The 11,488-nt window shown below is 75.3% G+C and carries 8 protein-coding genes and 1 pseudogene; 3 read left to right on the top strand and 6 right to left on the bottom strand.

Annotated elements, in window-relative coordinates; genetic code table 11:
* Both ABD347_RS27120 and mmuM read right to left on the bottom strand, forming a co-directional pair.
* Positions 1-236 (bottom strand): annotated as a pseudogene (locus ABD347_RS27120) (hypothetical protein); the annotation flags it as partial.
* An 81-nt stretch (positions 237-317) separates the two neighbouring features.
* Positions 318-1,244: a homocysteine S-methyltransferase gene (gene mmuM / locus ABD347_RS27115; protein WP_344366107.1), complete on the bottom strand. Its 927-nt coding sequence runs from the start codon at positions 1,242-1,244 to the stop codon at positions 318-320.
* Positions 1,245-1,347: 103 nt separating this feature from the next.
* On the opposite strand from mmuM, the gene ABD347_RS27110 reads away from it, so the two are divergent.
* Positions 1,348-1,575 carry a DUF5133 domain-containing protein gene (locus tag ABD347_RS27110; protein WP_344366105.1) on the top strand — a complete coding sequence of 76 codons (228 nt, stop codon included), beginning with the start codon at positions 1,348-1,350 and terminating at the stop codon, positions 1,573-1,575.
* 121 nt (positions 1,576-1,696) lie between these two features.
* Here ABD347_RS27110 and ABD347_RS27105 read toward each other — a convergent pair whose 3' ends face one another.
* Positions 1,697-2,086: a thiol-disulfide oxidoreductase DCC family protein gene (locus ABD347_RS27105; protein ID WP_344366102.1), complete on the bottom strand. Its 390-nt coding sequence runs from the start codon at positions 2,084-2,086 to the stop codon at positions 1,697-1,699.
* Positions 2,087-2,441: 355 nt separating this feature from the next.
* Here ABD347_RS27105 and ABD347_RS27100 point away from each other — a divergent pair, with 355 nt between their 5' ends.
* Positions 2,442-3,512 carry a glycoside hydrolase family 43 protein gene (locus tag ABD347_RS27100; protein WP_344366101.1) on the top strand — a complete coding sequence of 357 codons (1,071 nt, stop codon included), beginning with the start codon at positions 2,442-2,444 and terminating at the stop codon, positions 3,510-3,512.
* A complete protein-coding gene (locus ABD347_RS27095; RefSeq protein WP_344366099.1) occupies positions 3,509-4,564 on the top strand; it encodes a rhamnogalacturonan acetylesterase in 1,056 nt (351 codons plus the stop codon). The genes ABD347_RS27100 and ABD347_RS27095 overlap by 4 nt, the downstream gene beginning before the upstream one ends.
* A gap of 228 nt (positions 4,565-4,792) precedes the next feature.
* Here the strand turns inward: ABD347_RS27095 and ABD347_RS27090 are convergent, their stop codons facing one another.
* The 3 genes from ABD347_RS27090 to ABD347_RS27080 form a co-directional block, all read right to left on the bottom strand.
* A complete protein-coding gene (locus ABD347_RS27090) occupies positions 4,793-5,488 on the bottom strand; it encodes an ester cyclase (RefSeq protein ID WP_344366098.1) in 696 nt (231 codons plus the stop codon).
* A gap of 93 nt (positions 5,489-5,581) precedes the next feature.
* Complete coding sequence (locus ABD347_RS27085; protein WP_344366096.1) at positions 5,582-8,461, bottom strand: helix-turn-helix transcriptional regulator; 2,880 nt, start codon at positions 8,459-8,461, stop codon at positions 5,582-5,584.
* A gap of 222 nt (positions 8,462-8,683) precedes the next feature.
* Positions 8,684-10,495, bottom strand: a complete 1,812-nt coding sequence (locus ABD347_RS27080) for a S8 family peptidase (protein ID WP_344366112.1) — start codon at positions 10,493-10,495, stop codon at positions 8,684-8,686.
* Positions 10,496-11,488: the final 993 nt, after the last annotated feature.

The following is an 11,488-nucleotide window of genomic DNA, read 5'->3' as shown; positions in this document are numbered from 1 at the left end:
AGGGCCCGTTCGGTCCGTACCCGCTGGAAGCCGCCGATCAGCGCCGAGGTGCCGGTGATGGCGGCGACGGCGCGGGGCCGGCCGGGCGCCGGGCCGCCGGGAACGAGCGGGGGCGCCGTGCGGCGGGCAGCGGCCGAGTCCGCGCGGGGGCCCGGCGCGAGGGCGGTGGCCGCCGGCCTCTCGCTCGTGTCGCGGGCGGCTCGTGGTGGCGGACGGTGGGCGTTCCCGGGCGGCATCGCGGCACTCCAAACCGTCGGCACGTCGTCGGCACCGGCATGGTGATCGACCGGAGGCGGTTCGGTCAAACGATCGAGTAATCAGCCGGCTGCCGCGGCCAGTTCGGCGATCGCGCCCGGGCCGACACGGCAGCAGCCGCCGATCAGCCGCGCGCCGGCCTGCCGCCAGCCGGCGGCCCGCTCGGCGGAGAACGTCGGACGACCACGCCAGGCACGGGCCCCGGCGTCCCACACCTCGCCGCTGTTCGGGTACACCACCACCGGTTTTCCCGTGACACGGGCCGCCACCGCGACCGCGTGAGCGGCGTCCTCGGGCGCACAGCAGTTCACCCCGACGGCGACGATCTCCTCCGCCGAGGCCGCGACCGCGAAGGCCTCCTCCAGGGACCCGCCCGCGCGTGTCCGGTGCCCGGCGACGCTGTACGACAGCCATGCCGGTACGCCGAGACCCCGTACCGCGCGCACCAGCGCCCGCGCCTCGGTCACGTCCGGCACGGTCTCCAGCGCGAGGGCGTCCGGGCGGGCGGCGGCCAGTACCTCCAGCCGCGGGCGGTGGAACCGTTCCAGTTCGGCGACGGTCAGCCCGTACCGGCCCCGGTACTCCGACCCGTCGGCGAGCATCGCACCGTACGGTCCGGCGGAGGCGGCCACCCACAGCGCCCGTCCCGGTGCCTGCGCCTCGGCCCGCCGGGCGGCCTCTCGCGCCAGTTCCACGCCGAGTGCCATGAGTCCTGCCGCCCGGTCGTGCCCGATGCCGCGACGCGCGAAGCCCTCGAAGGTGGCCTGGTAGCTCGCGGTCGTCGCCACGCTCGCGCCGGCCTGGTAGTAGGCGAGGTGCGCGGCGACGATCGCCTCCGGCCCCTCGGCGAGGAGCCGCGCCGACCACAAACCGTCGCTCAGGTCGTGCCCGGCGGCCTCCAGTCGGCCGGCCAGCCCGCCGTCGAGGACGACGGGGGAGCCCGGGGACGTCAGCGTTTCGGCGAAGCTGGGGGTTGCGGCGCTGGTCATGAGGGTGAAGCTAGCCCAGGACGCCGGGGCATGCGGAACGGATCACCGGGTAGCAGGGCCTCACGCGGACAACCGGCGCTTGGCGTCAGGAAGGAGACCGGCCGTGCTGATGGCTCACCCCGCCGTCCTGAACAACCTGGTCGAGCAGTACACGACCCTGGAACTGCTGCATGCCGAGGCGGGCAGCCCCGAAGTACGGGAGCGCATGGCCGAACTCGCCCGCACCCTGTGCGTGGCCACGGGCACCGGGGACGTGGACACGGCCCTGGTCGCCGCCCGCCACCGCCTCCCCGGCGCACGCCCGGAGGACGACTCCCTGCTGACGCACTGACACCGGGGCGGCCGGTCGCGGCCGCCCCGGTCCGGTGCCGAGGCGGTGGCCGCGGTGCCGGCCCGGGCCGCCCGCCCGGTCCCGCGCGTAGGGCATCGGTGTGCGGGGCGCCGGCCCGCGATCAGACGCCGTTCGGGCGCCGCGCGGGAACGGCGCACGCTCCCGTGCCGCCCGGCAACCGGTGGCGGTTGTCCGCCACCCGCCGGTAGACCCCGTGGGCGGCCCACCGCACCGGAGGCACCAGGAGGAGCGCCCCCAGCGGCGCCCAGCCCCGGCCCGCGCGCAGCAGGATCTTCGCCACCGCCTGGGCGCCGCCGTACACCCTGCCGACAGGGGTCACCCACAGCACTTCACGGCCGGCGCGCTCCGGTGTCACCCCCAGCGCGGCCAGATCCGCCGACTGCCACGGCACGATGTCGCAGTCGGGGCGCAGCCGGCGCCCGACGAAGGCCACGCAGGCCGTGCAGAAGCCGCAGTCACCGTCGAAGACGAGCACAGGCCGGGTTCGCATGTGTCCATGATGCCGCCCCGCCGCCGGCGCCGGGCCGAAGCCCCGGCGGCCTGGCCCCGGCCACGGGGGTGAGCGGCGAACCCCCGCACGTCCGGCCGGCCGCGTCCGCGGGGCCCCCGCTGCCCGGCCGGCAGCCCGGACCGCGCCGCGCCCGGCGCCTACGCACCGGCGAGAGCACCGCGGTGGCCGGGGCCCACGGGCCGGCGGCCGCACCAATCACGTCGGACCCGTTGACCTTCCCGTACCACGCCCTTACCGTTTCGCCGTTCGGTATTGCAGATGATGTTCGGGATCCCGAACAAGCGGTCTCCGTAAGGCCGTTGGGCCCGACACCGGGACGGAAGGGCACCCCCGCATGAGCCACGACCCCACACCCCCCACCCGCCGCCTGCTCCTCCAGGGCGCCCTCGCCGTGGGCGCGCTCGCCGCCGCGCCGGGAGTCGCGAGCGCCGCCCCGGCGACCACCGCCGCGCAGCGCGCCTACGCCAACCCCCTCGTACGCAACCGCGCCGATCCGCACATCCACCGCCACACCGACCGCGCCTACTACTTCACCGCCACCGCCCCCGAGTACGACCGCATCATCCTGCGCCGCTCCCGCACCATCCGCGGCCTCGCCACCGCGGAGGAGGCGGTGATCTGGAGGAAGCACGACAGCGGCGACATGGGCGCGCACATCTGGGCGCCGGAGATCCACCACATCGACGGGAAGTGGTACATCTACTTCGCCGCGGCACCCGCGGACGACATCTGGAAGATCCGCATGTGGGTGCTGGAGAACGCCAGCAGGGACCCCTTCAAGGGCACCTGGACCGAGAAGGGGCGGATCGTCACCGCCTGGGACACCTTCTCGCTCGACGCCACCACCTTCACCCACCGGGGCTCCCGCTACCTCGCCTGGGCGCAGCACGAGCCCGGCATGGACAACAACACCGCCGTCTTCCTGTCCCGGATGGCCGACCCCTGGACGCTCACCGGTCCGCAGGTCCGTCTCACCACCCCCGAATACGACTGGGAGCGCGTCGGCTTCAAGGTGAACGAGGGCGCCGCGTTCATCCGGCGCAACGGCCGCGTCTTCATGACGTACTCGGCCAGCGCCACCGACAGCAACTACTGCCTGGGCCTGCTCACCGCCGACGCCGACAGCGACCTGATGGACCCGCGCTCCTGGACCAAGTCGCCGCGGCCGGTGTTCACCAGCAACGACACCACCCGCCAGTACGGCCCCGGGCACAACTCCTTCACCGTCGCCGAGGACGGCCGCACCGACGTCCTCGTCTACCACGCCCGCCAGTACAAGGAGATCACCGGCGACCCGCTGAACGACCCCAACCGCCACACCCGTGTCCAGCGGCTCCACTGGAATCCGGACGGCACCCCGGACTTCGGCGTACCGGTCGCCGACGGGCCCGGGGCCGGCGCATGACCGTCCGCGGGACACGCCCCGCCGTCCTCGTCACCGCCCTGGCGGCCCTGGCCGGCCTGCCCACCGCCCCGGCCCTCGCCTCCGCGCCGTACGGCTCCGGCACCGGCCACTGCACCGGTACCGCCCCGGTGGTCTGCCACTTCGACGTCCCGCCCGGCGCGTACGACGTCACGCTCACCCTCGGCGGCGACCGTCCCGCCACCACCTCGGTCCTGGCCGAGACCCGCCGCGCGATGCTGCCCGAGACCACCACCGCGGCCGGACAGTACGTCCGGCGCTCCTTCACCGTCGACGTACGCACCCCCGAGGGCGAGCCCACCGGCCCCGCCGGCACCCCGGGACTCGACCTCACCCTCGACGGGCCGGCCCCCGCGCTCGCCGCGATCCGGGTCACGCCCGCGCCGAGCGCCACCCGCCGGATCGTGCTCGTCGGAGACTCCACGGTCTGCGACCAGCCGGAGGCCCCGTACGCCGGCTGGGGACAGCGGCTGCCGAGCCTGCTGGAGCGCGGCACGGTCGTCGCCAACCACGCCGACTCCGGCGAGAGCACGGTCAGCTACCTCACCGACCCGGCCCTGTTCCCGGCCGTCCGCCGGGGGATCGGCCGCGGCGACCTCGTCCTCGTCCAACTCGCCCACAACGACAAACGGACCGACGCCCAGGCCTACCGCGCCAACCTGACCGCTCTCGTCGAAGGCGTCAGGGCCGAAGGCGGACGGCCGGTCCTCGTCACCCCCGTCGTCCGCCGCTGGTTCAACGCGGACGGCACCCTGGACAACGGCACCGCCCTGCTCGTCAACGGCCTCGGCGTCGACCACCCCGCCGAGATCCGGGCGCTCGCGGCCACCCTCCGCACCCCGCTGGTGGATCTCACCGCGCTCACCAAGGCGCGCGTCGAAACGCTCGGCCCGCAGGCCTCCAAGGCCCTGTACCTCACCGACGAGAAGCGCGACAACACCCACACGTCGGTACGCGGAGCCACCGAGTACGCCGCCCTCGTCGCCGGTGAACTGACCGCTCAGGGCCTGATCGGCCGACCGGGACACGGCTGACGGCGGATCCGCACCCGCACCCGCCGGCGCGGCCGGCCACGCCGGAACGCCGCACCGGCCGGGGCTCCGCGCCGCCGCCCGGTGCACGAGGACGTGACGAGCCCCCGCCGCCCCTCGACGCCGCGCACGCCGGCTCCCCGGAACGCGGGGGCGGGGCCCGGCGCGCCACGCCGGGGTGCGGGGGCGGTGCCGGTCTCCCACCGGCGCCGCCCGGCGGCTCCCGCGGCACTACTCCGGTACGACTCCCAGCTGCCGCATCAGACCCAGGTCGTCCACGTTCCACCAGCTCTCCGCGATCTTGCCGCCCTCGCAGCGGAACGTGGCGTGACCGGTGCCGGACACCTCCCGGCCGCTGGCTTCGATGCCCCGGTACGCGCCGACGTGCCGGCCCGTGAACGACATCCGCAGGCACACGGTGTCGCCCTCGGCGACGAGCCCCTCGATGGTGCACGTCGGCTGGAACGCCTGCATGATCTCCCGGTTCTCCGCCTTGGCCGTCTCCAGGTCCACGTCGTAGGACGGCAGGGACGGGTCGTGCTCCCGGTAGCCCGGGGCACAGAGCTCGTCGGCCGCGTCGCTGTTCGCCTGGTTGATCACTTCGTCGACGAACTTCTCGACGACCAGCTTGTTGAGCTGTTCGTCGCGGAGGACGTCGAGATCCGTGAAGGTGGGTTCACCGTCGCAGAGAGCCGTCATCTCCCGGAAGATCCGGTCGGTCTCCGGCAGTCTCGAATTCTCCATCGCCTCCTCGTACGAGGGGAACTCCACGATCTCCAGGACATGGGTGGAGTCCGAACGGTCCCGGCCCATCAGCGCGTGGGTCGCCGTCCGCTTGCCCCGGGTGGCCTCGGCCCAGCTGTCCATCAGCCGGTTCATCTCCTCGACCCTGTCGGTCTTGCAGTCGATGATCTGCACGAACGTCATGACGCCTCCCGACATCGGAACGACTGCGCTGTTTCCAGCGTATGCCGCTCGACCGGACCCGGCAGGCGGCCACCGCCGCCCGCCGGGAAGCGGTCAGCGCGAGGGCGCGGCGAGTCCGTTGAGCGCTGTCGCCAGCTGGGCGCGGGAGCGGACGTCGAGCTTCTGGTAGATGCGGGTCAGCCGCGCCTCCACCGTCTTCACACTCAGATACAGCCGGGCCGCGGCCTCCTGGTTGCTCGCCCCCTCCCCGACGAGCCGGGCCAGCCGCAGCTCGGCCTCGGTCAGCCGGGACAGGGCGCTCCCGGCGGCGGGGGCCACCGCGGGATCGGCGGGAGGCGGGCTCTCCGCCGTCAGTCCGAGCCACGGCACGGCGCCCGCCCGCTCGAAGACGGCCGCCGCCGCCTGCATCGCCGCCTGCGCGGCCGACCGCCTGCGCCGCCGCCGCTCCACCCGCGCCAGGGCGATCAGGCAGCGCCCCTGCTCCAGCACGAGCCCGTGCCCGGCGAACCGGTCGGCGGTCTCGACGAGCAGATCGACCGCCTCATCGGTCTTCCCGCCCGCCGCCAGGCACAGCGCGTACACCCGGTCGCACCCCAGCAGCACCGTCGAGCGGCCGAGCCGCTCCGCGACCGGGCCCACATCGGCGAGCAGCGCCTGGGCCTCCTCCAGGGCGTCACCCGCGAGCAGCGCCTCCGCCAGCTCCTCGTGCCAGCGCAGCATGGAGGGGTCGACCGCGCACTGGGCGCTCTCCCCGTCCCGTACCCGGCGCAGCGTCTCCAGCGCCCCCGCCACGTCCCCGGTGACCAGCTGGACCCGCCCGAGCGCGTACAGGCTGCGCGAGAGGAAGACGTGGTCGCCCTCCTCCTCGGACGCCCGGACGCTGCGCCGCGCGTACCCGGCCGCCCGCGCGAAGCTGCCGCCCGCGGTCTCGGCCAGCGCCAGCGCGTACCAGGCGGGTCCCGGTGACAGGCCGGCCTCCAGCGTCAGGGCGAGCGACCGGCCGGCGTGCGCGAGGGCCGCCGCGCACTGGCCGCGCCGCGCCTCGACCTCGGCGAGCGTACGGAACAGCTCGATCGCGTCCTCGACCGGCCCGCGCCGCTCGACCAGCGGAAGCAGCGCGTACAGCTGGTCCCGCGCCTCGGTGAGCCGGTCGTCGAACAGCGCATGACGGATCGTCAGGATCTGGGCCGTGTTGCGGACGCCCAGTGGCCGGTCCGTCATCTCCAGCGCGCGCGCCTCGGCCAGCGTCCGCTCCGCGTCCGGCGACCCGAGCACCCGGTCGATCCGCGCCTGCTGGGTCAGCGCCTGAGCGGCGGTGTGCCGGTCGCCCACGGACATGGCGAGGGCCGCCGACTCGACCGCCGCGGTCCGGGACCGCACCGGATCGCCGTCCGCGAGGACGTACTTCACCGCCAGCCGCAGCTGCACGGCCGCCCGCAGCGCCGGCTCACCCTCCGAGTCCTCCATGGCGTGCACATAGATCTCGTCCAGATCGGTCAGCCCCTGCCCCGCCGTGTCCAGCACGGCCAGCCGCACCCGGACCCGGTCGGCGGGCGTCGCGTCGCGTGCCAGCAGGTCGGCGGCGGCACGCATCGCGAGATCCGCGCGGGCGGCCCGCGCGGCCTCCTCGGCGGCGTCCACCAGCCGCTCCAGCCGGCGGCGCCCCAGCCCCGCGGGCGTCGTCTCGGCGGCGAGCAGCGCCAGTTCGGCGGCGAGCGCGCTGTTGCCGCGCCGGCGCGCGGTGTCGGCCGCCACCGCGACCTCGGCGGCCAGGTCCTCGTCCGGCACGTCGTTGGCCAGGGCCCGGTGCCGTACCGCCTCCACCGGATCGTCCGCCACCGCGGCGAGCGCGGCGTGCCCCCGGCTCCGTTCGGTCCAGCAGGTGTCGTGGACGAGGGTGGAGGGCAGCAGCCCGGCCGTGAACGCGACCGTCCCGTCCTCGGTGAGCGATATCAGCCCGGCCCGCTCCGCGGCGGCCAGCTCCGCCTCCGCCGTCGGGCGGCCCGCCCGGCGCAGCAGCGCGGTGGTCGGGCGCAGCGCCAGAGCGGCCAGCAGCAGCGTGGCCCGTACCGGTGCGGAGGCGGGTGCGAGCATCCTGCGCGTCACGTCCCGGGCGCGGCCCGACAGGGGCAGCGCCTCGGCGTGGTGCACCGGCGTCCGGGAGTCGGCCAGCGACCGGCCGACGGCGAGCGCGAGACGCGGGTTGCCGCCGCTGGCGCGGTGGATGCGCCCCGCGAGCCGGGACGGCAACCGGTGGTGGACCAGGAGCTCGGCCATCTCGTCGGCCTGGAGCGGCGGCACCAGCAGGACGTCGGCCTCGGAGGCCACCCACAGCGGCATGGGCGCGCCACCGCCGTCGGCGCCGCCGACGGCGTACGGGGCGGGCGTCTCGACGGCGACGACCCGCAGCGCGGGCGGCGCGAGGTGGAGGGCGAAGCGGAGCAGGTCCGCGCTGTCGGCGTCGATGCGCTGGGCGTCGTCGACGACCAGGAGGACGGGGGACCGCTCGGCAAGGGTCCGCAGGACGCCGGCGACGGCCAGCCGCAGCGCGATCGGGTCCCAGCCGTTCTCCAGCGCGACGGACTCCCGGCACAGCACCGCGACGGCGTCCCGCTGCGGCCCCGGCAGGCCCTCCAGCGCGAAGGCGGGGACGGAGGCGATGAGCGCGGCAGCCGCCGCGCCGGGCATGGCGTGATCGGCGGGTTGCGGGGCGAGCCACACCACCGTCTCACCGCGCGCCGAGGCCTGGTCGGCGGCCGCCTCGGCGACCTCCGTCTTGCCGACCCCGGGGGGCCCGGTGAGCAGGGCGCGCCCACGGTTGAGCAGCACGCGTTCGAGCCGGGAGAGCAGCTCGGCCCGCCCGACGGGCGCCGCCCGGTCGGCCTGGCCGGAACCGTACGCCGCGGCGGCGTAGGGCGTGGCGCCGTGCGACGCGGGGGCGCACGGCGTGGAGGGGTACGGCACCGACCTCATCTGCGACCACCACCCTCCGGCGCACGGACCCCCTGCCCGCGCCCTGTCGCGATCCGTTCCGCGATCCGTTCCGCGATCCGCTCGCGAGCGCAGCATACGAACTGGACCCCGGGAATCCAGGTGTGCTGTCCGGTATGTGGACGAACACACAAGCGGGCGTGCCCGCGGCGAATTGCCGCGGGCACGCCCCTGACCTGTGGAGATGTCCTGACTGCGGGTCGATCAGAAGGTCAGGCCCCACGAGTCGATGTAGCCGGTGTCACCCGACGCCACGTCCCGGACCTGGAGCTTCCAGGTGCCGTTCGCCGCCTCGGCGGAGGCGTTCACCGAGTAGGTGGCGAGGACGTTGTCCGCCGAGTCGCTGCCGCTGGAGCTCTTCAGCCGGTACGCGGTGCCGTCCGGGGCCACCAGGTCGATGACCAGGTCACCGCGCCAGGTGTGCTTGATGTCCACATCGACCTTGAGGGCCGTGGGGGCGTTGCCGGTGCGGCCGGTGACGGCGATCGGGGACGTCACGGTGGTGTTGTCCGAGATCGTAACGTTCGTGGTGTTGGTGAACACCGCTCCGGTACCGGGGGTGGTGGTACCGGTCACGGCGTTCACGGTCTTGGTCGCGTCCGCGATACCGGCGCCGCAGCCACCGGAGCAGGTGCCGGGCAGCGGGCGGGCGTTGGCCTTGATCGCGGACTCGATCTCGGCCGGGGTCAGCGTCGACTTGGCCGACTTGAGCAGCGCGGCGAGCCCGGCGATGTGCGGGGCGGCCATCGAAGTGCCCTGGTAGGGCTTGTAGTTCTCCAGCGACTGGGTGGTGGTGCCGGAGTTCAGCGTGGAGAGGATGCCGTTCTCGGGGGTGGTGACGGTGCCGGGCGTGTCGGTGGCGCGGCGGGTCTCACCACCCGGGGCCGAGACGTCGATGATGGAGCCGTAGTTCGAGTAGTACGAACGGTTGCCCTCGCGGCTGGTGGACGCCACGTTGATGACGCCCGCGCAGTTGGCGGGTGTGAAGCCGGACGCGTTGGCGTTGCTGTTGCCGGCCGCGACGACGACGGTGGCGCCGCGTGCGACGGCTCCGTCGATGGCGTTCCGGTAGACGGTCGGGCAGGTGGAGCTGGCGCCGCCGAGGCTCATGTTGATGACCTTGGCCGGGTTCGGGTTCGCCGGGACGCCCGGGACGCTGCCGCCGGAGGCCCAGGTGATCGCGTCGGCGATGTCCGAGGACGAGCCGCCGCACTTGCCGAGCACGCGCACGTGCTGGACCTTCGCCCCGTACGCGACGCCCGCCACGCCCTTGGCGTTGTGCGTGGTCGCCGCGATGGTGCCGGCCACGTGCGTGCCGTGCCAGGAGGAGTTGCTCGCCCGGGAGCCGGTGCCGCACTCGCCGTCGGTGGCGTTCCAGTCGCCCTCGTCCTTGGGGTCGGCGTCGCGGCCGTTGCCGTCGCGGGCGTCGGCGGAGCTGGAGATGAAGTCGTAGCCCGCGACGGTGTTCCCGCTCAGGTCGCTGTGCGCGGCGGAGCCGGTGTCGATGACCGCGACGGTGACGCCGCTGCCGGTCGTCTTGTCCCAGGCGCCGGGCACGTTCATGCCGCCGGTGGGCTCGAAGAGGTCCCACTGCTGGGCGTACTCGGTGTCGTTGGGGGTGACGGCCATCGCGTAGGCGCGGATGTCGGCCTCCACGGAGGCGACCTGCGGGTCGGCCCGGAAGGCGTCCATGACCTCCGCGACGTCCTGCTTGGTGGCCTCCGCGCCGAGGTCGACCAGCGCGGCGCCGGTCGCCAGGCGGCGCTCGAAGCTGAGCTTCTCGCCCGTCTCCGCGCCCTTGGCCGCGGCGTCGTTCCTGGCCGCGGCGTTCGACGTGGCCTCGGCGGCGCGGGACTTGTAGGTGACGATGACCTTGTCCACGGGGGCGCTCGGCAGCGTGGCCGCGGACATGGTCTGCGAGGCCGGGGCGGTCGGCTTCGGGGTGGGGGTGGCCTCTCCGGCGAGGGCCACCGCGGAGGTGGCGGTCACGCCGAGAATCGTGGCGCTCGCCGCCACGACGGATATGAGTCTCCGCCTGGAACCGTTCAAGGTGTTCCCTTTCAGGGCAGCTCCGGCGACTCCCGGAGCGGCTGACGGTGCAGGGCGCGACGGGCGGCGGGCGCATGGGGATCGTGGATGTGCCGTGGGGGGTGGCACTCCGTCGTCCCCGGGCCGGGTACGCCCGTTGCGCCGCCGCCGACGCGACGGCCCCTGGGGCGGGGCCGTCCCCGGCGGAGTCCCGTGTTACATGCACCTGACAGGCAGGTGGCTGGGAACCGCCGGTGCGGCAGACAGTAGGGAAACCCGCGAGGAACCCGATACGGGGAAAACCCTTGTCACCCCCGCGCGGCCCGAGGGCAGGGCCGGGGGCACCCGCCACGGGCGGGCTCGTCGCCCCGCGGCCAACGCCCCGCCCCGGCCGGTACGGGCCTTCGTGCCTGGCCCCGTGCCGGGCCCCCGGACTGGTGCGGGCACTCCGTGCGCGGGTGCCGGTCCGGGCCCCCGGGCCCCGGACTGGTGCGGGCACTCCGTGCGCGGGTGCCGGTCCCTGCGGACGGGGGCAGGCCCCGGGGCGTACGGCGTCGCGGACCGGTGGCGGCGCCCGTGCAGGGCCCTCGGGCTGGCCGGACGCGCGCGCGGCCCCGCGCGAGGGCGGGCTCCTGGGGGCGGCCTCCGCGTGGTCCCCGCGCCGGGCGGATCGCGCCGTGCGGGCGGCTCGTCGTGCCGGGTGGCGCCCGGCGGGGGCGGGCCCGGTGCGAGGGCCGTGGGGGTGCCTTGGCTGCCGCGCCGCCGGGGCGGAGGGGCCCAGGGGGGCGCAGGCCCCGCGCCGGGGGGCCTGGTGCCGGGTTCCGGACGCGCCGCGCACGGGCTCATGGCCGGTGAGGCGCGGCCCGTCCCCCGTGGGTGGCCCGGCCCCGTGGCGGGGCCCTCAGGCCGGACGTACGGGACGACGGTGGCGTACCCGCGGCTCGCGCGGCCCCGCCCCCCAGCCGGGGCCGCGCGAGCCGG

The sequence above is a fragment of the Streptomyces gobitricini genome, assembly GCF_039532985.1.
Classification (GTDB): domain Bacteria; phylum Actinomycetota; class Actinomycetes; order Streptomycetales; family Streptomycetaceae; genus Streptomyces; species Streptomyces gobitricini.
This window is presented reverse-complemented; position numbering and strand designations above follow the sequence as displayed.